This is a genomic window from Hansschlegelia beijingensis, assembly GCF_014196425.1.
Classification (GTDB): Bacteria; Pseudomonadota; Alphaproteobacteria; order Rhizobiales; family Methylopilaceae; genus Methylopila; species Methylopila beijingensis.
This window is the reverse complement of sequence record NZ_JACIDR010000001.1, coordinates 852,858-876,808: the sequence shown is the minus strand read 5'-3', so window position 1 is coordinate 876,808 and position 23,951 is coordinate 852,858. Positions and strand designations below refer to the sequence as shown.

22 protein-coding genes and 2 riboswitches are annotated in these 23,951 nt (G+C 68.6%); of the genes, 16 read left to right on the top strand and 6 right to left on the bottom strand.

Annotated elements, in window-relative coordinates:
• Nucleotides 1-68: 68 nt before the first annotated feature.
• On the top strand, nt 69-1,685 hold the full coding sequence (locus GGR24_RS04120) for an L-aspartate oxidase (RefSeq protein ID WP_183393981.1): 1,617 nt from the start codon (nt 69-71) through the stop codon (nt 1,683-1,685).
• Nucleotides 1,682-2,539, top strand: coding sequence for a carboxylating nicotinate-nucleotide diphosphorylase (nadC, locus tag GGR24_RS04115; RefSeq protein ID WP_183393980.1), 858 nt, complete (start codon nt 1,682-1,684; stop codon nt 2,537-2,539). The genes GGR24_RS04120 and nadC overlap by 4 nt, the downstream gene beginning before the upstream one ends.
• Before the next feature lie 57 nt (nt 2,540-2,596).
• Here the strand turns inward: nadC and GGR24_RS04110 are convergent, their stop codons facing one another.
• On the bottom strand, nt 2,597-3,019 hold the full coding sequence (locus GGR24_RS04110) for an organic hydroperoxide resistance protein (RefSeq protein WP_183393979.1): 423 nt from the start codon (nt 3,017-3,019) through the stop codon (nt 2,597-2,599).
• 147 nt (nt 3,020-3,166) lie between these two features.
• On the opposite strand from GGR24_RS04110, the gene GGR24_RS04105 reads away from it, so the two are divergent.
• Nucleotides 3,167-3,622 (top strand): MarR family winged helix-turn-helix transcriptional regulator, encoded by a 456-nt coding sequence (locus GGR24_RS04105; RefSeq protein ID WP_183394477.1) that lies wholly within the window; start codon nt 3,167-3,169, stop codon nt 3,620-3,622.
• Between the two features lie 5 nt (nt 3,623-3,627).
• Here GGR24_RS04105 and GGR24_RS04100 read toward each other — a convergent pair whose 3' ends face one another.
• Together GGR24_RS04100 and speB are read right to left on the bottom strand one after the other, a co-directional pair.
• Complete coding sequence (locus GGR24_RS04100; protein ID WP_183393978.1) at nt 3,628-3,981, bottom strand: hypothetical protein; 354 nt, start codon at nt 3,979-3,981, stop codon at nt 3,628-3,630.
• A gap of 14 nt (nt 3,982-3,995) precedes the next feature.
• Nucleotides 3,996-4,979 (bottom strand): agmatinase, encoded by a 984-nt coding sequence (gene speB, locus GGR24_RS04095; RefSeq protein WP_183393977.1) that lies wholly within the window; start codon nt 4,977-4,979, stop codon nt 3,996-3,998.
• 273 nt (nt 4,980-5,252) lie between these two features.
• On the opposite strand from speB, the gene GGR24_RS04090 reads away from it, so the two are divergent.
• Nucleotides 5,253-6,311: a phosphotransferase enzyme family protein gene (locus GGR24_RS04090; RefSeq protein ID WP_183393976.1), complete on the top strand. Its 1,059-nt coding sequence runs from the start codon at nt 5,253-5,255 to the stop codon at nt 6,309-6,311.
• A 182-nt stretch (nt 6,312-6,493) separates the two neighbouring features.
• Nucleotides 6,494-6,793 (top strand): DUF3175 domain-containing protein, encoded by a 300-nt coding sequence (locus GGR24_RS04085; RefSeq protein ID WP_183393975.1) that lies wholly within the window; start codon nt 6,494-6,496, stop codon nt 6,791-6,793.
• Nucleotides 6,794-6,797: 4 nt separating this feature from the next.
• On the opposite strand, the gene GGR24_RS04080 is transcribed toward GGR24_RS04085, so the two are convergent.
• Nucleotides 6,798-7,610, bottom strand: a complete 813-nt coding sequence (locus GGR24_RS04080) for an SDR family oxidoreductase (protein ID WP_183394476.1) — start codon at nt 7,608-7,610, stop codon at nt 6,798-6,800.
• Nucleotides 7,611-7,775: 165 nt separating this feature from the next.
• Nucleotides 7,776-9,104, bottom strand: a complete 1,329-nt coding sequence (locus tag GGR24_RS04075) for an MFS transporter (protein ID WP_183393974.1) — start codon at nt 9,102-9,104, stop codon at nt 7,776-7,778.
• Nucleotides 9,105-9,362: 258 nt separating this feature from the next.
• Here GGR24_RS04075 and cyoA point away from each other — a divergent pair, with 258 nt between their 5' ends.
• From cyoA to GGR24_RS04040, 7 genes are all read left to right on the top strand, one after another.
• Complete coding sequence (cyoA, locus tag GGR24_RS04070) at nt 9,363-10,532, top strand: ubiquinol oxidase subunit II (protein ID WP_281375310.1); 1,170 nt, start codon at nt 9,363-9,365, stop codon at nt 10,530-10,532.
• Between the two features lie 42 nt (nt 10,533-10,574).
• Nucleotides 10,575-12,578, top strand: a complete 2,004-nt coding sequence (gene cyoB / locus GGR24_RS04065) for a cytochrome o ubiquinol oxidase subunit I (RefSeq protein ID WP_183393973.1) — start codon at nt 10,575-10,577, stop codon at nt 12,576-12,578.
• Nucleotides 12,579-12,583: 5 nt separating this feature from the next.
• Nucleotides 12,584-13,213 carry a cytochrome o ubiquinol oxidase subunit III gene (gene cyoC / locus GGR24_RS04060; RefSeq protein ID WP_183393972.1) on the top strand — a complete coding sequence of 210 codons (630 nt, stop codon included), beginning with the start codon at nt 12,584-12,586 and terminating at the stop codon, nt 13,211-13,213.
• Nucleotides 13,210-13,671 (top strand): cytochrome o ubiquinol oxidase subunit IV, encoded by a 462-nt coding sequence (gene cyoD, locus GGR24_RS04055; protein ID WP_183393971.1) that lies wholly within the window; start codon nt 13,210-13,212, stop codon nt 13,669-13,671. Before cyoC ends, cyoD begins: the two co-directional genes overlap by 4 nt.
• A gap of 22 nt (nt 13,672-13,693) precedes the next feature.
• Entirely contained in the window at nt 13,694-14,440 is a 747-nt protein-coding gene (locus GGR24_RS04050; RefSeq protein ID WP_183393970.1) for an SURF1 family protein, read from the top strand.
• A gap of 64 nt (nt 14,441-14,504) precedes the next feature.
• Nucleotides 14,505-15,818 carry an ATP-binding protein gene (locus GGR24_RS04045; RefSeq protein ID WP_343066186.1) on the top strand — a complete coding sequence of 438 codons (1,314 nt, stop codon included), beginning with the start codon at nt 14,505-14,507 and terminating at the stop codon, nt 15,816-15,818.
• On the top strand, nt 15,808-16,341 hold the full coding sequence (locus GGR24_RS04040) for a response regulator transcription factor (protein WP_183393969.1): 534 nt from the start codon (nt 15,808-15,810) through the stop codon (nt 16,339-16,341). Before GGR24_RS04045 ends, GGR24_RS04040 begins: the two co-directional genes overlap by 11 nt.
• A gap of 6 nt (nt 16,342-16,347) precedes the next feature.
• Here GGR24_RS04040 and GGR24_RS04035 read toward each other — a convergent pair whose 3' ends face one another.
• Nucleotides 16,348-17,361: an LLM class flavin-dependent oxidoreductase gene (locus GGR24_RS04035; RefSeq protein ID WP_183394473.1), complete on the bottom strand. Its 1,014-nt coding sequence runs from the start codon at nt 17,359-17,361 to the stop codon at nt 16,348-16,350.
• 110 nt (nt 17,362-17,471) lie between these two features.
• A riboswitch (cobalamin riboswitch) is annotated at nt 17,472-17,653 on the top strand.
• A 47-nt stretch (nt 17,654-17,700) separates the two neighbouring features.
• Between GGR24_RS04035 and bluB the strand changes: the two genes are divergently transcribed.
• The 4 genes from bluB (at nt 17,701) to GGR24_RS04015 (ending at nt 23,876) form a co-directional block, all read left to right on the top strand.
• Nucleotides 17,701-18,438, top strand: coding sequence for a 5,6-dimethylbenzimidazole synthase (bluB, locus tag GGR24_RS04030; protein WP_183393968.1), 738 nt, complete (start codon nt 17,701-17,703; stop codon nt 18,436-18,438).
• Between the two features lie 77 nt (nt 18,439-18,515).
• Nucleotides 18,516-18,623, top strand: a riboswitch (guanidine-I (ykkC/yxkD leader).
• Nucleotides 18,624-18,703: 80 nt separating this feature from the next.
• Nucleotides 18,704-19,537: an urea amidolyase associated protein UAAP1 gene (locus tag GGR24_RS04025; RefSeq protein WP_183393967.1), complete on the top strand. Its 834-nt coding sequence runs from the start codon at nt 18,704-18,706 to the stop codon at nt 19,535-19,537.
• Nucleotides 19,538-19,547: 10 nt separating this feature from the next.
• Nucleotides 19,548-20,228, top strand: a complete 681-nt coding sequence (locus tag GGR24_RS04020; protein ID WP_183393966.1) for an urea amidolyase associated protein UAAP2 — start codon at nt 19,548-19,550, stop codon at nt 20,226-20,228.
• Between the two features lie 117 nt (nt 20,229-20,345).
• Nucleotides 20,346-23,876, top strand: a complete 3,531-nt coding sequence (locus GGR24_RS04015) for a 5-oxoprolinase/urea amidolyase family protein (RefSeq protein ID WP_183393965.1) — start codon at nt 20,346-20,348, stop codon at nt 23,874-23,876.
• Nucleotides 23,877-23,951: the final 75 nt, after the last annotated feature.

Genomic DNA, 23,951 nt, shown 5'->3' with positions numbered 1-23,951 from the left:
GCCCGCGGCGCTTCATCTCGCGACGATCCCGGATTGGGCCGCGGCCCACGGGGTGACGGGTGAAACCCATGACTGACGCCCCCGACCTCGTAGATCCGGACGATCTCGCCCCTCTCTCCTGGCGCGGCGTCGACGACGTCGTCATCGTCGGCGGAGGGCTGGCCGGGCTGTTCTGCGCGCTGAAGCTCGCGCCGCGACCGGTGACGGTGATCGCCGCCGCCCCGCTCGGCGCGGGCGCGTCGTCCGCCTGGGCGCAAGGCGGGATCGCGGCCGCGGTGGGTCTCGGGGACAGCGCGGAAGCCCACGCAGCCGACACGATCGCGGCCGGCGCCGGCATCGTGGATGACGCGGTCGCGGCGCTGATGACCCGCGAGGCGCCGGCGCGCATCGCAGACCTGCTCGCTTACGGCGTCCCGTTCGACCGCGACCTCGAGGGCAAGCTGCTGCTGTCGCGCGAAGCCGCGCATAGCCAGCGCCGGATCGTGCGGGTCAATGGCGACCTCGCCGGCAAGGCGATCATGGCTGCGCTCGTGACGGCGGTGCGCAACACTCCCTCGATCCGCGTGCTGGAGGGCTTCGTCGCCGAAGACCTCGTCATGGAGGGGAGGTTCGTGACGGGCGTCTCCGCGCGCCCGCTGGGCGACCATGCCGCAAAGCCGCTCCATCTCTCCGCGCGGGCGGTCGTTCTCGCCTCGGGGGGCGTCGGGCATCTCTACGCCGTCACGACCAACCCTGTGGAGGCGCGCGGCGGCGGGCTCGCCATGGCGGCGCGCGCCGGCGCCCTGCTGGCGGACCTCGAATTCGTTCAGTTCCACCCGACGGCGATCGCCATCGGGCGCGATCCGGCGCCGCTCGCCACCGAAGCGCTGCGCGGCGAAGGCGCGATCCTGATCGATCGCGCGGGACGCCGGATCATGGAGGGCGTCCATCCCGATCTCGACCTCGCGCCGCGCGACATCGTCGCGCGTGCGGTCTATGAGGCGGCGCGCTCGGGCGGCGCCTTTCTTGATGCGCGGGAGGGCGTGGGCTCGGCCTTCGCCGGCCGCTTCCCCACCGTGTATGAGGCCTGCCGATCCGCCGGCCTGGATCCCGCGTCGGAGCCGATTCCGGTCGCCCCGGCGGCGCACTACCACATGGGCGGTGTTTTCGTGGACGCGAACGGGCGCGCCTCGGTCGACGGCCTCTGGGCCTGCGGCGAGGCGGCTTCGACGGGCGCGCATGGAGCGAACCGCCTGGCGTCCAACTCGCTGCTCGAGGCCGTCGTGTTCGCGTCCCGGATCGCGGAGGACATCCTTGGCGTCGTTCCTAGCGCGCCGGTTTCGTCCCGACCGCCGACCACGCGGGCTCTGGGATGCGTCAAGGCTGACGACGCCGCTGTGGCCACGCTGCGGCGGTGGATGACCGACGCGGTCGGCGTCGTGCGCGACGGCGGACGTCTGGCGGCGGCGATCACGGCGTTTGACGACATCAGGCGGAAGGCCGAGAGCGCAGACTTGCGGAACATGGCGACGTCCGCGCTTCTGGTCGCGGTGGCCGCCGAGCGGCGAAAGGAAAGCCGCGGCGCGCACTTCCGGTCCGATCATGATGCGCCGGTCGAGGCGCTGGCGCGCCGCTCAACGCTCACGCTCGCAGATGCTCTCGCGGGGCTTCCCCCGGCGGCGGAACCCCGGATGGCCGCTTCGTGACTGCGCCCGCGCCGCTCGATCCGATCGCGGTTCGTCGCGCGGTCGAGGCCGCCCTCGCGGAGGACCTCGGCCGCGCCGGCGACATCACCAGCGCCGCGACCATTCCGGCGAGCGCCGTCGCGCGAGTGGTGATCGCCGCCCGCCAGACCGGGCGCCTCGCCGGCCTGCAGCTCGCCGAGGCCGCGTTCCGCTCGCTCGATCCCGCGATCTCGTTCAAGGCCGAGGTCGAGGATGGGGCCCGCCTCACGGCCGGCGAGGTGATCGCGCGCATTGAGGGGCCGGCGCGAGCCGTGCTCTCGGCCGAACGCACCGCGCTCAACTTCCTCGGCCATCTGTCGGGGGTCGCGACCGAGACCGCCCGCTACGGCGACCTCATCGCCCACACCAGGGCGCGGATCTGCTGCACGCGGAAAACCACGCCCGGACTGCGGATCTTCGAGAAATACGCGGTGCGCTGCGGCGGCGGCTCGAACCACAGGTTCGGGCTCGACGACGCGATCCTGATCAAGGACAACCACATCGCCGTCGCCGGAGGCGTCGAGGCTGCGCTGCGCGGCGCAAAGTCCTCGGCCGGCCATCTCCTGAAGATCGAGATCGAGGTCGACACGTTGGAGCAGCTTGACCGGGTCATCGCCGAGGGCGCGGACGTGGTGCTGCTCGACAACATGTCGCCGGCGGTTCTCCGGGAGGCTGTCGAGAGGATCGACGGCCGGATGCTGGCCGAGGCGTCCGGCAACGTGTCGCTCGACACGGTCGTGGCGATCGCCGAGTCGGGTGTGGACCTGATCTCGGTCGGGCGCATCACCCATTCCGCGCCGACGCTCGACCTCGGCCTCGACGTCGCGGTCGCCTGAGCCCGTCTCGAGTAACGCGCGTCCAGCCCGCCTGACGCGGGCCGGACGCTGCAGGCCTCACGCCACCGAAACGTCGACGTCCGCGCCGACCTTGGCGAGGTTCGAGTAGGGGCAGACCACGTGCGCCTTGGCGGCGAGTTCCTCGGCCTGGGCGCGATCGAGGCCCGGGATCGTGACCTTGATCGCGAGGGTGAGGCCGAACCCCTGCCCGTCATCGCGCGGCCCGATGCCGACCTTGGCGGCGACCGTCGTGTCGTCCGGGATCTTCACCTTCTCCTTGGACGCCACGAATTTCAGCGCGCCGAGGAAGCAGGCCGAGTAGCCGGCCGCGAAAAGCTGTTCGGGATTGGTGCCCGCGCCGCCGGGCCCGCCGAGTTCCTTGGCGGTGACGAGATCGACCTTGAGGTTGCCGTCCGTGGTTGCGGCGGTGCCCGTCCGGCCGCCGGTGGCGATGGCCTCGGTCTGATAAAGCGCCTTCATGTCAGCCTCCTTTGATGGAGCGGCTCCGCCGCCCGCTTCGATGTCGACTATTTCATTATCGCGATAACTTTCTCAACCTGTCACGGCGCATGGCGGCCATGCAGATTATTATCGCGATATGCATTATCTTGGGGCCGCCCCCGGAGACTGAAAGTGCCCCACTCACCGAGCCTCAAACTGCAGGACCAGCTCTGCTACGCCGTCTATTCGGCGGCCCTGGCGATCAATCGCGCCTACAAACCGGCGCTCGACCAGCTTGGCCTCACCTACCCGCAGTATCTCACCATGCTCGCCCTGTGGGAGCAGGACCGGCTGGCCGTGAAGGACATCGCGGAACGGCTGATGCTGGAGTCGAGCACGCTCACGCCGCTGCTCAAGAGGCTGGAAAGCGCGGGGCTCGTGGCGCGCCGTCGCAGCGCGGAAGACGAACGGCAGGTGCTGGTCGAGTTGACCGACGCCGGACGGGCCCTTCAGGAGCGCGCGGCCTGCGTGCCGATGACCCTGCTCGCGCGCTCCGGAATGAAGATCCCCGAGCTCAAGCGCCTCAACCAGGACGTTCGCGCGCTGCGTGACGCCCTGACGGCCGATGCGGAAAACGCCTGACCGCGTCAGGGCGCGACGCCGTATTTGCGCTGCAGCTCGCTCCAGTAGGCCTCGCGCTCGATCCCGCCAAGGCTCTCCAGCCGCGCGCTCTCCTCGGGGGTGATCGTCACCAGTCGGTAGCCGCGCGACCTCAGGCAGGCGAAACGCTGGCTGAAGCGGTCTGTCGCCGGCCCGAAGCCGGGGCCCAGACCGTCCCCGATGACGATGCTGGCGCGGCTTTCGGATTCCTCGGCGCACGACATCTCGTCGGCGTTGGCCTCCCCCGGCCCTGCCCCGCGCTTCATCCAGAGCTTCTCTCCCGCGCAGCCGGAGACCGCGATGGCGAGGGCGGCGGCGGTCATGAGACGGATCTGGCGCATGGGCCTTCCTCTCCTCAGGGCGCGATCTGCTTGCCCATCCGCTTCCGCTCCGCGAGCAGGCCGAGATACATCTGCGCCATGGTGCAGCCGGCGAGCGCCGTGATCCCGGCGTGGTCGTATGGGGGCGAGACCTCGACGACATCGAAGCCCTTGAGGTCGAGGGCGCCAAGCCGCCTGAGGCAGGAGATCGCGAAGCTGGAGGAGATCCCGCCGCACACCGGCGTCCCGGTTCCGGGCGCGAACGCCGGATCGAGGCAGTCGATGTCGAAGGTCACGTAGACGGGCGTGTCCTCGACATGGCCGAGGATGCGGCTCGCGGTCGCCAGCGGACCGAGTTCCTGCGCCAGAAGGCCGTCAACGATGGACAGGCCGCAATCCTGCGGCGCGTTCGTGCGGATGCCGATCTGGATGGAGCGCTCCGGAACGATCAGCCCTTCCCGGACCGCGCGGGTGATCATCGTGCCGTGATCGATCCGGCTGCCGTCGTCGTCCCAGGTGTCCTGATGGGCGTCGAACTGCACCAGCGCCACGGGGCGCCCGATGCGGGCGACCAGCGCCTTCAGCACCGGGTAGGTGAGGAAGTGATCCCCGCCGAGGGTGACGAGATGCGCTCCGGTCGCAAGGCGCGCCGCCGCCTGCGCCTCGATGGCGGCCGGCATCTGATCGACCCGGCCGTAATCCAGCGAGCAGTCGCCCGTGTCGGCCACCGCGAGCTCGCTGAAGATGTCGAACTGGAACGGATAGGTGGGGTCTCCGACGTTAATCGTCGACACCTCGCGGATGGCGCGTGGCCCGAAGCGCGTCCCGGGCCGGTTGGAGACTGAGGTGTCGAGGGGCACGCCCCACACGGCGACGTCGAACCCCTCGGCGGAGCGCGCATAAGGCCGGCGCAGGAAGGAGACGGCGCCGGCGTAGTTCGACTCGATCGACTCGCCGTAGCGGCGGGAGGCGTCGAGCGCGTCGTCGACGGGACGAGGAAAAAGCGGGTCTTTGGCCATGGCTCTCGCGGATGACGTCGACGCGACCGCGCCGGGAACGCGCCTCCCAAGCTGATTAGCAGCGCCCGCTCCTGATGACGATAGCGGCCCGTGGCCACGTTCAGCCCGATCGGCTGCATGGCCGACGCCCCAACGGCGAACCCCGGAGGGCGGCATGCTATCGTTCGCCTCCCTCCCCCGCTCGCATGTCCTGACGCATGAAGCTTTCAAGATCATCCCGGCGACCGACGATCCGCGATCTCGCCCATCAAAGGCCAGGGCGCAGGTTCCGCCATGTATGACGAGGCCGCCGTGTCGCGGCTGGAGAGCAGGCTTCGCGGGTCGCTGACCCAGTGGGGGCTTGGCCCCGACGCCCCGCTCCGGCTGCTGGCGATCTCGGAGAACGCCACCTTCCTGGCGGAGACCGAGTGCGGCGCTCGGGTCGTTCTTCGCGTCCACCGGCCCGACTATCATTGCAGCGCCGAGATCCGGTCCGAGCTCGCCTGGATCGAAGCGTTGCGGGCGAGCGACGTCGCCGAGACCCCGGCGCCTCTGCGAGCGAAGAACGGCGATCTCCTCGGCGGCTTCGAAGACGGCGGGCGCTGGCGCGACGTCACGGCTTTCGAGTTCATGAGCGGCCAGCAGCCGGAGCCCGGCGCCCATCTCGTCCCGTGGTTCCGGTCGCTCGGCCAGATCACGGCGCGGCTTCACCACCACGCGCGCAATTGGCGGGCGCCGGCGCGGTTCGCCCGCAAGACCTGGGATTTCGACGCCATGCTCGGCGATCGCCCGCTCTGGGGAGACTGGCGCGATGGACTCGGGCTCGACCCCCAGGGCCGCGACATCCTCGATCGCGCGGCGGGCGTTCTGAGGCGGCGGCTCAGCGCCTACGGGGCTACTCCGGAGAGATTCGGCCTGATCCATGGCGATCTGCGGCTCGCCAACCTGCTGGTGGACCGCGACCGGCTCGGCGTCATCGACTTCGACGACTGCGGCTTCTCCTGGTTCCTGTACGACTTCGCTGCGGCCGTCAGCTTCATGGAGCACGAGCCGTTCATAGCGGAGCTCGAGGACGCCTGGCTCAGCGGCTACGCCGAGGTCGCGCCGATTTCGGCCGAGGACCGGGCCATGATGCCGACATTCCTGCTGCTCCGCCGGATCCTGCTCACCGCCTGGGTCGCGTCGCACGCCGAGACGCCCACCGCGCAGGCCATGGGCGTTCGCTACACCGAGGGCAGCGTCGCGTTGGCGGAGAGCTACCTGCTGCAATGCTCCGACGATACCCGCGCCATTGGTGCTCCGCCCGCAGCGCGGCGGCCTGCCGATCGACGTTCTGATCTCGTGGCGGGGTGAAGCCTTCGACGGCGGCCTGCATCCCACATCGAAGCTGAAGGGCGGCTGGAGGCGTCACCGGGCAGCGTGAATCGCGGCGCGGCGGCTCCATCCTCCGGGAGAAGCCGGCCGGAACACGACGGCCGCCTGAGGGTTCCACCAGCGTGCGCGACCGCCCCGGGGTCAGATGTGGAGGAAGAACGATGTCAGGCTCGAACGCAGGCGCGGATCAGGACCATCGGTGGTCCGCGAAGGTCACCCGTGAAAGCGACGCGCTCGACCTCGAGGAGGGCGTTTTCACCAAGGACGATCCCGCCGATATCGCAGCCTCGCTGAAGCGCTCGGCCGAGCGGAGCAAGCGGCGGAAATCGGATCCCTACCGCTCGGCGATGTCGATGCTGACCTTCCACATCAACCGCGCCGGCTCCAACCTGAGCGACCGGCAGCGCGCCACGCTGGAGGCGGCGAAGGACGAGCTCCGCCGCCTCTTTCACAAGGCCTGAGCCGCTAGAGCATCGGCCGCCCGCCCGTGACCGGGATGACGGCGCCGGTGATGTAGCTCGCTTCCCTGGAGGCGAGCATCACATAGGCGGGCGCGAGTTCGGCGGGCTGCCCCGCGCGGCCGAGCGGCGTGTTCTCGCCGAAGCTCTCCACCGCCTCGGGCGGCATGGTGGAGGGGATGAGCGGGGTCCAGATCGGCCCCGGCGCCACCGCGTTCACGCGGATGCCCTGCTCGGCCACGAGGCCGGCGAGGCCGGCGGTGAAGTTCGCGATCGCGCCCTTGGTGGTCGCGTAGGCGAGCAGGTGCGGGCTCGGGTTCTTGGCGTTGATCGAGGTCGTGTTGACGATCGATGAGCCCGGCTTCATGCGCGGGATCGCTGCCTTGCAGAGGTAGAACTGGCTGTAGATGTTGGTCCGGAAGGTGACGTCCCACTCTTCCGCGCTGATATCCTCTATCTTCTCGAAGCTCGCCTGGTGGGCAGCGTTGTTGACGAGGATGTCGAGCCGACCGAACTCGGCCATCGCCTTCTCGATCAGCTCTTTGCAGTGCGCTTCCTGCTTGATGTCGCCCGCGACCACGACGGCCTTGCGCCCGGCTTCTTCAACCCAGCGCGCGGTTTCCTGAGCGTCCTCGTGCTCGTCGTAATACGAGATCAGAACGTCCGCGCCCTCGCGCGCGTAAGCGATCGCGACGGCGCGGCCGATTCCCGAGTCGGCCCCCGTGATGATCGCCGCCATCCCGCTGAGCCGGCCGGAGCCGCGGTAGCTTTCCTCGCCGTGGTCAGGACGAGGACGCATGTCGCCGGTGTGTCCCGGCATGTCCTGCTGCTGCTTCGGCTGAGGCGGCTGCGGGGCGTCTGCTGTCGGGTTCTGGATCGCCACGTCGTGCTCCTTGTCTGACAACGCGGCCGCTCCCCGAGGAGCGGCCTTCGCTTTGACAACGACCGAGCGACGCAGAAGGTCCCGCGCTGGCGCCGTGCGCGATCAGTCCCGGATGTCGAGCATGCGCCGGTTGATCAACAGCGAGACGCCGCTGCAGACGGCGCCGGACAGCAGATAGAGCCCGACGAAGGCCAGGCCGAACTTCGCCGACAGACCGAGCGCCACGAGCGGCGCGAAGGCCGCGCCGAACAGCCAGGACATGTCCGAGGTCAGCGCAGCGCCGGTGTAGCGGTACTGGGTCGAGAAATTCGACGTCACGGCGCCGGACGCCTGCCCGTGGGAGAGGCCCAGAAGGGCGAAACCGAGGACGATGAAGCCCGCCTCCGAAATCGCGCCGCCGGCCAGCAGGAACGGGGCCGCGAAGCTGAACAGGCCGATCAGCACCGCGCAGATCCCGAGCAGCGTGCGCCGCCCGATCCGATCAGCGATCACGCCTGAAGCGATGATCGCGAGCAGGCAGACCACCGCGCCGGCCATCTCGGTCAAGAGAAACTCCCGCGCGGAGCGGCCCGTGAAGAGCGTGACCCAGGACAGCGGGAAGATCGTGACCAGGTGGAACAGCGCAAAGCTGCCCAGCGCCGCAAAGGCGCCGATCAGGACGTTGCCGCCTTCGTTGCGGAACATCTGCCAGACCGGCGTGGGCTTCAGCTCACGGCGCTCGAGCAGGGCGGTGAACTCGTCCGTGGCGACGAGGCGAAGTCGGGCGAACAGCGCCACGACGTTGATCGCGAAGGCCACGAAGAACGGGTAGCGCCAGCCCCAGTCCAGGAAGTCCTCGTTCGAGAGATTGCTGACGAAGAAGGCGAACAGGCCGGCGGCCAGCAGGAAGCCCAGCGGCGCGCCGAGCTGCGGCATCATCGCGTACCATCCGCGACGCCTCTGGGGCGCGTTCAGCGCCAGCAGCGAGGCGAGGCCGTCCCATGCGCCCGCCAGCGCCAGACCTTGGCAGATCCGGAGGAAGGCGAGCATTCCGGCCGCGAAGAATCCGATCTGGGCGTAGCCCGGCAGGAAGCTCATCGCCGCTGTCGAGCCGCCGAGCAGGAACAACGCGATCGTCAGCTTCACTCCCCGACCGTGAAGCCGGTCGATCTGCATGAAGATCACGGAGCCTATGGGCCGCGCGATGAAGGCGAGCGAGAAGATCGCAAAGGAGTAGAGCGTCGCCGTCAGCGGATCGAACTCGGGGAACAGCAGCTGCGGGAACACCAGCACCGAGGCGATGCCGTAGACGAAGAAATCGAAGAACTCGGACGTCCGGCCGATGACGACCGCAATCGCGATCTCGCCGGGCGCCACCTTGGCGTCGCCGCTGACGAGGCGGGCGTCGCGCTCCAGAGGCGCGCTATGCGACAGGGCGTAATCGTGGCTCATGCGTTTCTTCGCTCCGGGACGCCAACTCTGGCGGCGGCCACCGCTCGGCCGCGCCGCTAGATGACCATGGAACGCCCCAGCACCGCATTTGTTCTTACGGCCAAGGCGGCCGCCGCGACCCCGTCGCCCAAACGCGCGAACGCCGCGTCCGGTCCCGAGAGGCGCCTGCGACGTCTCAGCCGATGGGACAAACCGTCCACTATCTTGGCTTCGGTGAGGGGCTTAACGCAGCCCAAAGCCTCCCCACCGACCGTCGGCCTGCCCGTGAGCATTCTCCGCAAAATCGTCCTTCTGCCGCTGCTGTTCCTGCTCGCAGGCTGCGAGATGGTGGTGATGAGCCCCTCTGGGGACATTGCGGCCCAGCAGCGAGACCTGATCGTCATCTCGACGATCCTGATGCTGATCATCATCGTCCCGGTGATGGCGCTCACGGTGCTGTTCGCGTGGCGCTATCGGGCGTCGAACAAGTCCGCGACCTACGATCCGGACTGGCACCACTCGACGCGGCTCGAGGTCGTCATCTGGTCGGCGCCTCTGGCGATCATCATCGCGCTCGGCGCGATCACTTGGATCAGCACCCATCTGCTCGATCCGTTCCGTCCGCTCGACCGCATCTCCCAGTCGAAGCCCATGCCGCCGGACGCCAGGCCGCTGGACGTGCAGGTCGTCGCGCTCGACTGGAAGTGGCTGTTCTTCTACCCCGAGTACGGCATCGCCACCGTCAACGAGCTCGCCGCGCCCGTGGACCGGCCGATCACCTTCCACATCACCGCATCCTCGGTGATGAACTCGTTCTTCATTCCGGCGCTCGCGGGCCAGATCTACGCGATGCCCGGAATGGAGACCAAGCTCCACGCGGTGATCAACAAGCCCGGCGACTTCAACGGCTTCTCGGCGAACTACAGCGGGGCCGGGTTCTCCCGGATGAACTTCAAGTTCCTGGGGCTCGACCACAAGGCCTTCGACGAGTGGATCGCCAAGGCGAAGGCCGAAGGCTCGCCGCTCGACCAGGACGTCTATCGGGCGCTCGAGCGCCCGAGCGAGGGCGAGCCGGTGCGCTACTACGCGTCAGTCGAGACCGGCCTCTACAACAAGATTCTCAACATGTGCGCCCTGCCCGGCCAGATGTGCATGAGCGAGATGATGCACATCGACGCGAAGGGCGGCGACCACAAGAACAGCGAAGCCAACCGTGAGCGCCTGCGCTACGACGGGCACCGGCTGCGCCAGGGCGTCGAGGAGCCGGGCGCGACCTTCCCGGTCTCGGGCCGCCCGCCGAACACCAACGTTCAGCCGCAGGGCATGAAGCCCGACTCGCTGACGCCTGACGTCAACAAGCAGCAGACCCAGCCGGACGAAGGCCAGGGCCATCGGATGCCCGGGGGGGACCAGCAGGGTCCCGCTCCCGGTCAGATGCATGACCACTAAGCCCGCCGCCGACCGCCCTAGCTGACTGAACGAGCAGACATCATGTTTTCCAACCTGGACCTCCAGCAGTTGATCTTCGGACGGCTGTCGCTCGAGGCGTTCCCGTATCACGAGCCGATCCTGGTCGCGACGTTCATCGCCGTCGCGCTCGGCGGGATCGCCATCGTCGGCGCGCTGACCTACTACCGCCTCTGGGGCTATCTCTGGAAAGAGTGGTTCACCACTGTCGATCACAAGAAGATCGGCATCATGTACATCATCCTGGCGATCGTGATGCTGCTGCGCGGCTTCGCGGACGCGATCATGATGCGCGCCCAGCAGGCGATCGCGTTCGGCGAGGTCAACGGCTACCTGCCGCCGCACCACTACGACCAGGTGTTCACCGCGCACGGCGTCATCATGATCTTCTTCATGGCGATGCCGTTCGTGACCGGGCTGATGAACTACGTCGTGCCGCTGCAGATCGGCGCGCGCGACGTGGCCTTCCCGTTCCTGAACAACTTCAGCTTCTGGATGACCGCGAGCGGCGCCACTCTGGTCATGGTCTCGCTCTTCGTCGGCGAGTTCGCGCGCACGGGCTGGCTCGCCTACCCGCCGCTGTCGGGGTCCTCCTACAGTCCGGGCGTCGGCGTCGACTACTACATCTGGGCGCTGCAGATCGCAGGCGTCGGGACGTTGCTGTCCGGCGTCAATCTGATCGCGACCATCGTCAAGATGCGCGCGCCCGGCATGACCCTGATGAAGATGCCAGTCTTCACCTGGACCGCGCTCTGCACGAACGTGCTAATCGTCGCGGCCTTCCCGGTGCTCACGGCGGTGCTCGCGCTGCTGTCGCTCGACCGCTACGTCGGGACGAACTTCTTCACGAACGACTTCGGCGGCTCGCCGATGATGTACGTGAACCTGATCTGGATCTGGGGCCACCCGGAGGTCTACATCCTGATCCTGCCGGCCTTCGGCATCTTCTCCGAAGTCGTGTCCACCTATTGCGGCAAGCGGCTGTTCGGCTACGCGTCGATGGTCTACGCGACCGTGGTCATCACCATTCTGTCGTACCTGGTGTGGCTCCACCACTTCTTCACGATGGGGTCGGGCGCGAGCGTGAACTCGTTCTTCGGGATCACGACGATGATCATCTCGATCCCGACAGGCGCGAAGATCTTCAACTGGCTGTTCACCATGTATCGCGGCCGGATCCGGTTCGAGCTGCCGATGATGTGGACGCTCGCCTTCATGCTGACCTTCGTGATCGGCGGCATGACGGGCGTTCTGCTCGCGGTGCCGCCGGCCGACTTCGTGCTGCACAACTCGCTGTTCCTGATCGCGCACTTCCACAACGTGATCATCGGCGGCGTCGTGTTCGGCCTGATGGCGGGCGTGACCTACTGGTTCCCGAAGGCCTTCGGCTTCAAGCTCGATCCGTTCTGGGGCAAGATGTCGTTCTGGTTCTGGGTGGTCGGCTTCTACTTCGCCTTCATGCCGCTCTACGTGCTCGGCCTGATGGGCGTGACGCGCCGCCTGAACCGCTTCGACGATCCGTCGCTGCAGATCTGGTTCGTGATCGCGGCCTTCGGCGCGGTGCTCATAGCGATCGGCATCCTGTCGTTCCTCATCCAGCTCTTCGTGAGCTTCAAGCGCCGCGAGCAGCTGCGCGACACGACGGGCGATCCCTGGGGCGGCCGCACGCTCGAGTGGGCGACCTCTTCGCCTCCGCCGGAGTACAACTTCGCCTTCACGCCGCGCGTCCACGATCTCGACGCCTGGTGGGACATGAAGAAGCGCGGCTACGTGCGGCCGGTGGGAGGCTACAAAGCCATCCACATGCCGAAGAACACCGGCGCCGGCATCGTCCTGGCGGGCCTGTCCACCGTGCTCGGCTTCGCGCTGATCTGGTACATCTGGTGGCTGGCGGCGTTGAGCTTCGCGGCGATCCTGGTCGTCTCGATCGCCCACACCTTCAACTATGCGCGTGACTTCTACATCCCGGCCGAACGCGTCGCCGAGATCGAGAACGAGCGCACGCGCCTTCTGACGGCGGGGGCCTGAAACCGATGAGCGCCAACCCCGCCGCCGCGGCCGCCCAGGCCGACCCGACGACCTTCTACCTCCAGGACGAGCATCATCCCGAAAACGGGACGCTGCTCGGCTTCTGGATCTACCTGATGAGCGATTGTCTCATCTTCGCGGTCCTGTTCGCCTGTTACGGCGTCCTGGGCCGCAGCTACGCAGCCGGGCCCACCGGGGCGGACCTGTTCGATCTGTCGCTGGTGGCGGTGAACACGGCGATGCTGCTGTTCTCGTCCATCACGTATGGCTTCGCCATGCTGGCGATGGCCAAGGACCGCAAGGCGCAGACGCTGGTCTGGCTCGGCGTCACTGGCCTGTTCGGCCTGGCCTTCCTGGGGATCGAGCTCTACGAGTTCGCGCACCTCATCCATGAGGGCGCCACGCCCCAGCGCAGCGCCTTCCTGTCGTCCTTCTTCGCGCTCGTCGGCACGCACGGACTGCACGTCACCTTCGGCGTCATCTGGCTCGTCACGCTGATGGTGCAGGTCGCCCAGCGCGGGCTGGTCATCGAGAACCGCCGCCGGCTGATGTGCCTCAGCATGTTCTGGCACTTCCTCGACGTCATCTGGATCGGCGTCTTCACCTTCGTCTACCTGATGGGAGTTCTGCGATGAGCGCCGACGCCCACGCCGCATCGCACGAGCCGCATGGGGCCGGGCACGGCCACGAGCTCGACCACTCGCACGCCAGCCACGGCACGATGCGCGGCTACCTGCTGGGCTTCTTCCTCTCGGTCATCCTGACCGCCATTCCGTTCTGGCTGGTGATGGGCGACGTGTTCCGTGATCCGCGGACGGCGGCCATCACGGTCCTGGTGTTCGCGGCGATGCAGATCGTGGTCCACATGATCTTCTTCCTGCACATGAACACGAAGTCCGAAGGCGGCTGGACGATGCTGGCGGCGATCTTCACGATCGTGATCGTGGTGATCACGCTCGCCGGCTCGTTCTGGGTCATGTTCCACCTGAACGCGAACATGATGCCCGCCCATGTGCCGATGGAGGGCATGGGCGGCCCGGCCGGAATGCACGACATGACCCCCGGGGTCAGCCCGCCCCACGGCGGCCACTGAGGCTGCGTCGGCCGCGCTGAGGATGGCCGCGGAGCGGAAAGCCGACGGAAGCTCCCGGCGCGGGCCCGGCGCGTTCTTGGGGCTCGTCTTTCTGCTCCTGCTCGCCTGCGCGGTCTTCACGGCGCTCGGGATCTGGCAGGTCCAGCGGCTCTCCTGGAAGCTCGACCTGATCGACCGGGTCGAGCGCCGCGTCCACGCGGCGCCCTCGCCTGCTCCCGGCCCGGCGCAGTGGCGGTCGGTGACCGCCGAGAGCGACGAGTACCGCCGGGTGCGGGTCTCCGGCGTCTTCGAGCAGGCGAAGCCGGCGCTGACCCAGGCCGTGACCGATCTCGGCGCCGGCTACTGGGTCCTCTCGCCGTTCCGCACCTCCGAGGGCTTCACCGTCCTGATCAACCGCGGCTTCGTTCCGTCGGGCTGGCGCGGCGACCTCGACGGTCCGGACCGCGAGACCTCCGTCACCGGCCTGCTGCGCATAAGCGAGCCCAACGGCGGCTTCCTCCGCTCCAACGATCCCGCCGCCGACCGCTGGTTCTCCCGCGACGTCCAGGCGATCGCGGCCGCGCGCGGATTGAAGGACGTCGCGCCCTACTTCATCGACGCCGATGCGGGCGGCGACCGGCCGGGCGGCCCGAAAGGCGGCCTGACGGTCGTCGCGTTCCACAACAACCATCTGGTCTATGCGCTCACCTGGTTCTCGCTGGCCCTGATGGCCGCGGGCGCTGGCGCCTATATGATGCGGCGAGAGCTGCGGCTCCGCCGCGGGCGCTGACGCCCGCGTCCATCGTCATCCGCCTGGTCGCGATCCGGCCTGTGCGACGACACGAAGTCCCAGCGTGCCCGCTTTCGTGACCAGCGACCTCTCACCAGCCAGCCAGTCGACCGCCCGCAAGAACATCCTGCAGCTGGTTCAGCTGCGATGGATCGCCGTGGTCGGGCAGATTTTGACGATCGCCGTCGTCGAACTCGGTCTCGGGGTCGCGCTGCCGCTCGCGCCCATGGGCGTCGTGCTTGCGGCCCTGGTCGCGCTCAACCTCGCCACCCTCCTGCGCCTCCGGACGCATGCGGAGGTCAGCAACACCGGCCTGTTTCTCGCGCTCGCCTTCGACGCGGCGGCGCTGACGGCGCAGCTCTATTTCAGCGGGGGCGCGACGAACCCGTTCGCCTTCCTGTATCTGCTTCAGGTCACGCTGAGCGCGGTGCTGCTCGAGGTCTGGTCCGCCTGGGCGATGGTGCTCATCACGACCGCCTGCTTTGCCGGCCTCGCCCTGTTCAACCAGCCGATAGCGCTGCCCGGAGAGGACGCCGGATCGCTGTTCCGGCTCCACGTGCAGGGCATGCTGATCTGCTTCGTGCTCGACGCGGCGCTGTTGGTCGTCTTCGTCAACCGGATCGGGCGGAACCTCCGCGAGCGGGACGCCCGGCTCGCCGATCTCCGGCAGCGCGCGGCGGAGGAGGATCACATCGTCCGTATGGGATTGCTCGCGTCCGGCGCCGCGCACGAGCTCGGAACGCCGCTCGCCACGCTCGACGTCATCCTGAGCGACTGGCGGAGAATGCCCCGGCTTGCGTCCGATCCCGAGCTTGCGCCCGAGATCGAAGAGATGCAGGCCGAGGTCCGGCGCTGCAAGGCGATCGTCACGGACATCCTGCGGTCCGCCGGCGAGGCGCGTGGCGAGCAGCCCGTCATCACCACCGTCAACGCCTTCCTGGACGACATCGTGCAGGACCGGCGCTCGGCGCGTCAGGGCGTGAACCTCGTGTTCCAGAACGGCTTCGGGCCCGACCTCCCGATCGTTTCCGACACCGGGCTGAAGCAGGTGATCTGCAACGTGATCGACAACGCCGTCGACGCCTCGCCGCGCTGGGTCGGGTTCGCGGCGCGCCGCGAGGACGAAAACCTGGTGCTCGAGATCGCCGACCGCGGAACAGGTTTTCCGCCCGAGATGCTGGCGAACCTCGGCAAGCCTTATCAGTCGAGCAAGGGGCGCGAGGGCGGAGGATTGGGCCTGTTTCTTGTCGTGAACGTCCTGCGCAAGCTCGGCGGTCGCGTTGGGGCCCGGAACCTGTCTGAGGGCGGAGCGCTGGTGACGCTCACCCTGCCGCTCGCATCCCTGGCGATTGAGGAGACGCGCGCCAATGGCCGCTGAACGACTGCTGGTCATCGTCGAGGACGACGCGCAGTTCGCCCGCACGCTCCGCCGCTCGTTCGAGCGGCGCGGCTACGAGGCGCTGCATGCGGCGAGCCTCGAGGAGCTTCAGGAACTGCTGAAGACCCGGTCGCCCGACTACGCCGTCGTCGACCTGAAGCTCGCCGGCGCCTCCGGCCTGGCCTGCGTGCAGGCGCTGCACGCCCATGACCCGGAGACGGTGATCGTCGTGCTGACCGGCTTCGCCAGCATCGCGACGGCCGTCGAAGCCATCAAGCTCGGCGCCCGGCACTATCTGGCCAAGCCCTCCAACACCGACGACATCGAAGCGGCCTTCGGGCGAGCGGAAGGCGACGTGACGGCGCCGCTCACCGAACGGCCGACATCGATCAAGACGCTCGAGTGGGAGCGCATCCACGAGACGCTGATCGAGACCGACTTCAACATCTCGGAGACCGCCCGCAGGCTCGGCATGCACCGACGGACGCTCGCCAGGAAGCTGGAGAAGCGCCCGGTCAAGTAGGTCCCCTCAGGCGACCGCCCTTCTGACGCCGCCGTTCAGCCGGTCACGTATCTCCGCCGTCAGCTCCAGCGACCTCACGCGCGCGGCCGAATCGAAGACGTGGCCGGTGATCATCAGCTCGTCCGGCTTGAGCTGATCCAGGAACCCGGCGAGGCCGCGCTCCACCGTCTCCGAAGAACCGACGAACGAATAGGCGAGCATGTGCTGCATCCCGGCCTTCTCGGCAGGCGTGCAGTACAGATCGATGTCGTCGATGGGCGCCGGCAGGAGACCCGGTCGCCCCCGGCGCAGATTGATGAAGGACTGCTGCTGCGAGGTGAACAGCCGCCGCGCCTCCTCGTCGCTGTCGGCCGCCAGCACGTTCACGGCCGCCATGGCGTAGGGCGCCGCGAGCCGCGGCGAGGGGCGGAAGCGCTCACGATAGACGGCGAAGGCGTCGACCAGATCCGTCGGCGCAAAGTGCGAGGCGAAGGCGAAAGGCAGGCCGAGCATCGCGGCCAGCTGCGCGGAGAAAAGGCTCGAGCCGAGCAGCCACACCGGCACGTCGAGCCCGGCGCCCGGGACCGCCCGGATGCGCTGGCCAGGCTCCGCGGGCGCGAAGTAGCCCATCAACTCCACCACGTCCTGGGGGAACTCGTCGGAGCGATCGAGGCCGCGCCGCAGGGCGCGCGCCGTGGCCATGTCGGTCCCCGGCGCCCGCCCCAGCCCAAGGTCGATCCTGCCCGGATAGAGGGAGGCGAGCGTGCCGAACTGCTCCGCGATCACGAGCGGCGCGTGGTTCGGCAGCATGACGCCGCCGGAGCCCACCCGGATCGAGCGCGTCGCCCCGGCCACATGCCCGATCACGACCGCCGTCGCGGCGCTCGCGATGCCGGTCATGTTGTGGTGCTCGGCCAGCCAGAACCGCTCGTAGCCGAGCGCCTCGGCGGCTTGCGCATAAGCGACGGAGTTGCGGAACGCGTCCGCCGCCGTGGAGCCTTCCGCGATCGGCGCAAGGTCGAGGACCGAGAAGGGAATCATGCTGTTCATCCGCGGTTGCCCCTGGGGAGATGATGACATCGGCATCGCGCCCCGCGCTCGCTAGGCCGAATGGCGCAAGGCCGGTCCGCTTGGATGCAAGCCGCCGTACCGCTAGGTTGCGCATGTTCGGCGCCCGTCCGGGACGGGAGAATCGGAAACGCGGTGGAATTCCGCGGCGCGCCCAGCGCTGTGATGGGGACTGGACGGCGATACGCCACTGGCCGCAGGGCTGGGAAGGCGCCGTTCCGGGATGAACCAGAGCCAGAAGGCCGACCGGACGCATGTGCCAGGACCGCGCGGACGGCGGGACCGGCGTTGCTTTCGCATGGAGCGGAAACGATGTCGTCTGTCCTGAAGCACGATCTGTGCATTCCAGCCGAAGATCCTGTTCCGGCTGGTTCTTTCGGCGAGGCTGATCGGGCGGCGGTGTATCGGGCTATCGAGACCCGGCGGGACGTGCGCGACGAGTTCCTGCCGCGTCCGATCCCGGACGACGTCCTGCTCCGCCTGCTGCGCGCGGCGCACAGCGCGCCTTCGGTGGGTCTGATGCAGCCCTGGAACTTCATCCTGATCCGCAGCGCGGAGACCCGGGCGCGCGTCCGCGACGCCTTCGCACGCTGCAACGCCGAAGCCGCCCAGATGTTCGAGGGAGAACGCGGCGCGCTGTACCGGGCGCTTAAGCTCGAGGGCATTCTCAAGGCGCCGCTCAACATCTGCGTCACCTGCGACCGCGCGCGCGGCGGCCCCGTCGTGCTCGGCCGCACCCATCAGCGGGACACCGACCTCTACAGCGCGGTCTGCGCGGTCCAGAACCTCTGGCTGGCGGCGCGCGCCGAGGGAATCGGGGTGGGCTGGGTCAGCATTTTCGACCCCGACGACCTTCGCCCGATCCTCGGCGTGCCGCAGGAGACGATCATCGTCGCCTATCTTTGCGTCGGCTATGTCGACCGGCTGTTCGACCGGCCGGAACTCGAAGCCCGGCGATGGGCGCGGCGGCTCCCGCTGGAGGACCTCGTTTTCGAGGAGAGTTGGGGCGAGCCGAGCCCGGCTCTGGTCGGCTCGCGCAGCGCGACCTAAGGGCGCCGCCAATTTCCGCGCCATGCCGTTTCTTTGGGCTGCGGCTTATCCGAAGGGTCGTTCTATCATCGACGCACTGAGTTGGCGGCTAGGGTTCCGCGTCTGATCCAGACGGCTGGTCCGAGAGCTGCCGCCTTGCCGGGAGACATCCGGCAGGGACACGGCGGGGCAAAATCCCGGGAGACCTCAAGGGCCTGGAACAGGCGCCGCGATGGTCCGCGCCGACTTCCGAGGTCTGACGACGTTTCGGAAGCGGAGCTCAGCTATGCCAAGCGATCCCACCCAGGAAAAGTCCGCGCTCATCGCGGAGCGCCGCCGAAGCTACGAACAGCTCAAGGCCGAGGGCCAGACAAGCGCGCCGAGGACGCTGCCGCCCCTCACGCCACGCGACGCCGCCCCGATTGAACCGTCCGCCGTGCGCGAGCGGATCACTGTTCCGGGCGGCTGGTATTGGGCGGAGGCGGTGATGCGCGGCGAAGCGCTGCGCGTGCTCAACGTCTCCGGCACGCCCGGCGTCTCGCTGTTCTTCTGGAACGCGGCCGATCCGTCCGAGCGCTACAACAGCGCCGACACGATCAAGATCCAGTGGACGACCGAGCTGCGGAAGGGGCGCGTGCTGTTCTCCGACATGGGGCGCGCGCTGATGTCGATCGTCGAGGACAGCTGCGGCGCCCATGACGCCGTCGTCGGCGGCTCGACGCCCGCGTCGAACCTCAAGAAGCATGGGGACCCCGGCCTGCGGTCGACGCGCGAGAACATGATCCTCTCGGCCTCGAAGTTCGGTCTCGGCCCGCGCGACATCTCGCCGGTGCTCACGCTCTTCGCGCCGGTGGTCCACGACGAGAGCGGGCGTGTGGCCTTCCGGCCCGGGGTCGTCCAGCCAGGGGACTTCGTCGACCTGCGGGCGGAGGTCGACCTTCTGGTCGCGGTGTCGAACTGCCCTCACCCGCTCGCGCCCGGCGCAGCGCATGAGCCCGGCGAGATAGAGCTGATCGTGCATCGGCTTCCCGAAGCCGGTCCCGACGATCTGTGCCGGACCGCGACCGCCGAGGCCGTGCGCGGCTTCGAGAACACCGACCGCTATCTGCGCGCGCGCTGAGGAGAGCCAGATGCAGCCGACCTCCCTCTCCGGGCGACCCTCCCCCTTCATCGCAGCGCCCGTCGGCCTCGATCCCGGGCAGGCGATCTACGACTTCACGATTCCGGCCAACCGGCCCTGGTCGGGGCTCGTCGAGAAGGGACAGATCCTGCGGATCGTCGACCTGCAGGGCTGCCAGGCCGTCGACACGCTCTTCTACAACGCCCACGACCATGGAGAGCGCTACAGCGCGCAGGACACCATCCTGGATCAGGGCGCGTCATACGTCTCGGCCGGAACGCGCCTGATCTCGAACCAGGGCAGCGTGCTCGGCGTGGTGATCGCGGACTCCTGCGGCCGGCACGACACCTCCGCGGGCGCCTGCTCCTGCGAGGCGAACACCGTCCGGTTCGGTCATCAGACGCGCTTCATGCACGCCTGCCGCGAGAACTTCGTCATCGAGGTCTCCAAGCACGGCATGACCAAGCGCGATGTCGTGCCCAACATCAACTTCTTCATGAACGTCCCGATCGAACCTACTGGCGCGCTTGCGATTGTCGACGGCGTCTCGGCCCCGGGCGACTACGTGGACGTGCTCGCCACGATGGACCTGCTCTGCGTGATCTCGAACTGCCCGCAGATCAACAACCCCTGCAACGGCTTCGACCCGTCGCCGGTGCAGGTGCTGATCTTCGATCCGTCGAGCGCCTGACGCCTCGCTCGGGTTCAAGCCTCGACCGCGGCTTCGCCGGCGGACGCCGCTCCTCGCAGAGGACCGCCCGCCACAGGATTTCGTGCGCCTCCCCCCGCCCATCGGAACCGCCCGCAAATGTTCAACAAGGTCCTGATCGCGAACCGGGGCGAGATCGCCGGCCGGATCGTCAGAACGCTCCGCAAGCTCGGGATCGCGTCCGTCGCGGTCTATTCGGATGCGGACCGGTTCACGCGGCCGGTGCTGGAGGCGGACGAGGCGGTGCGGGTCGGGCCCGCCCCCGCCCGCGAAAGCTATCTCGACATCGACGCCATCATCGAAGCCTGCCTCCGGACAGGCGCGGATGCCGTTCACCCCGGATACGGGTTCCTGTCCGAGAACGCCGCGTTCGCCGAGCGCCTCGCCGCAAACGGAATCGTCTTCATCGGGCCGCGGCCGGAGCATCTGCGCGGCTTCGGACTGAAGCATACGGCCCGGGAGATCGCGCAGCGCGCCGGCGTGCCCCTGTTGGCGGGATCGGGGCTGCTTGGATCCGCCGATGAGGCGATCGCCGCCGCCGAGGCGATCGGCTTTCCGGTGATGCTGAAGTCGACCGCAGGCGGCGGCGGCATCGGCATGCAGCTTTGCCAGGACGTTGTGGAGTTGCGCCAGCGCTTCGATGCGGTGCAGCGGATGGCCGGCGCCAGTTTCGGCGACGCGCGGGTCTATCTCGAGCGCTTCGTGGCGACCGCCCGGCATGTCGAGGTGCAGATCTTCGGTGACGGGCGGGGCCGCGTGGTGGCGCTCGGCGAGCGCGACTGCTCGCTCCAGCGGCGCAACCAGAAGGTCGTCGAGGAGACGCCGGCGCCGAACCTCCCGGAGCCCGTGCGCTCGCGGCTCCACGCCGCGGCGGTCGCGCTCGGGGAGGCCGTCGCCTACGAGTCCGCCGGGACCGTCGAGTTCATCTACGACGTGGCGCGCCAGGACTTCTCCTTCCTCGAGGTCAATACGCGGCTGCAGGTCGAGCATCCCGTCACCGAGGCCGTGTTCGGGGTCGACCTCGTCGAGTGGATGGTGAGGCAGGCGGCCGGCGAACTCACCCTGCCCGCGCCTGAAGAGCTCGTCGCAAAGGGGGCGGCGTTCGAGGCGCGGATCTACGCCGAAACCCCGCAGGCCGATTTCCGCCCGTCCACCGGCCTGCTGACGAAGGTCGCGTTTCCTGAGGACGTGCGGGTCGACGGCTGGGTCGAGACCGGGGCCGAGGTGACGCCCTGGTATGATCCGATGCTCGCCAAGGTGATCGTTCACGGGGAGGATCGGACGGCGGCGCTCGCGAAGCTGGCCGCGGCTTTGAGCGACACCACTCTCCTCGGGATCGAAACCAATCTCGACTATCTGCGCGCGATCGCAGCGTCCGATCTGTTGCGCTCGGGCGAGGTCTGGACGGCCGCGTTGAAGACGTTCCCGTTCACGCCGCGCGCCATCGAGGTGCTGACGCCGGGCGCGCAAACCAGCGTGCAGGATTGGCCGGGGCGTCTGGGGCTTTGGGATGTCGGCGTGCCGCCCTCGGGACCGATGGACGACCGCTCGTTCCGCCTCGCCAACAGGCTGGTCGGCAATCCGGAGGGCGCGCCGGGGCTGGAGTGCGCCGTCAGCGGACCGACCCTGAAGTTCCACCGCGAGGCCATCGTGGCGCTCGGCGGCGCCGACATGCAGGCGACGCTCGACGGCGCGCCTGCGCCCCGCTTCGCGCCGTTTCTGGCTCCGGCCGGATCGACCCTCGCGCTCGGCCGGGTATCCGGTCCCGGTCAGCGCGGCTATCTCGCGGTGCGCGGCGGGATCGAGGCGGCGGAAGCCTTCGGCTCCAGATCGACCTTCATGCTCGGCCGCTTCGGCGGCAATGCGCAGGGCGCTCTCAAGACCGGGGACATGCTGAAGATCGACGCGCTTCCGCCGGAAGGCGAGCCGCGCGCCGCGCGAGCCGACGAGCGGCCCGAGCTGACGAGCGACTGGACGATCGGCGTCAGGTCGGGCCCGCACGGCGCGCCGGACTTCTTCCAGGACGCCGACATCGTCGACCTGTTCGGCGCGACCTACGAGGTGCACTTCAACAGCGACCGCACCGGAGTCCGGCTGATCGGCCCGCAACCCCGCTGGGCGCGGCCGGACGGCGGCGAGGCCGGGCTGCATCCGTCGAACATTCACGACAACGCCTATGCGGTGGGCTCTCTCGATTTCACCGGAGACATGCCGATCATCCTCGGCCCCGACGGGCCGAGCCTCGGCGGCTTCGTCTGCCCCGTCGTGATCGCGCGCGACGAGTTGTGGAAGGCGGGGCAACTGAGGCCAGGCGACCGGGTGCGGTTCACGCCGCACGGCCTCGCCTGCCCTTCGATCCGCCGCGCATGCGACATCCCGAGCCCGATCCTCGGCATGAGCGAGGACGGGCCGACACGGGTCGTCTATCGCCGGGCGGGCGACGACAATCTGCTCGTCGAATACGGGCCGATGGCGCTCGACGTCGCGCTCCGGATGCGCGTGCATGTCCTGGCGGAGGCGCTCGCCGCCGAGAAGATGCCGGGGATCCTCGATCTCACCCCGGGCATCCGGTCCCTGCAGGTGCATTTCGACAGCGCCACCCTGCCCGTCGAGCGCCTCCTCGACGCGCTGACGCGCATCGAGAGGGATCTGCCCGCGCCCGAAGACGTGACCGTGCCGAGCAGCACGGTCTGGCTGCCGCTATCGTGGAACGACCCGCAGATCCGGCTTGCGATGCGCAAATATCAGGAGCTCGTCCGGCCGGACGCTCCCTGGTGCCCGGACAACATCGAGTTCATCCGCCGCATCAACGGGCTCGGCTCGATCGAGGACGTGCGCCGCATCGTGTTCGACGCCGAGTATCTCGTGCTCGGCCTCGGCGACGTCTATCTCGGCGCGCCGGTCGCGACCCCGGTCGACCCGCGCCACAGGCTGGTGACCACCAAATACAATCCTGCCCGAACCTGGACGCCGGAGAACGCCGTCGGCATCGGCGGCGCCTATCTGTGCGTATACGGAATGGAGGGGCCCGGCGGCTACCAGCTGTTCGGGCGCACGATCCAGATGTGGAACAGCTGGCGCGTGACGAAGGCCTTCCAACCGGGACGCCCTTACCTGCTGCGCTTCTTCGATCGCGTGCGGTTCTTCCCGGTGGACGAGCAGGAGCTACTGGAGATGCGGGACGCCTTCCCGCACGGCCGCTACGAGGTCCGGATCGAGGACAGCCCGTTCTCGTACCGTGACTACGCCCGGTTCCTGTCCGACAACGCCGAAAGCATCGACGCCTTCCAGAGAAGCCGGCAGGCCGCCTTCGAGACCGAGCGCGCCGACTGGAAGGCGCGCGGCCTCGACAGCTTCGTCAGCGAGGCGGGGACCGAGCCGTCGCGGAGCGACGAGGCGGTTCCGGAGGGCTGCACGGCGGCGCCGAGCCACATGACTGGAAACGTCTGGAAGCTGCTCGTGGCGGAAGGCGACGAGGTGGCCGCCGGTCAGCCGATCGTGGTCGTGGAGGCCATGAAGATGGAGATGGAGATCTCCGCCCCCGTCGCCGGCAGGATCGTGAGCCTGCGCGCCCGGCAGGGGCGCACCGTGCGCGCCGGCGACGTGGTGGCGGTGATCGCGGGCGCTTAGCAGCCCAAGCGCCCGCGCCGGCCTCCGAACGAAAAAAGGCGGGCCCGAGGGCCCGCCTTTTCCGTACGCAGTACC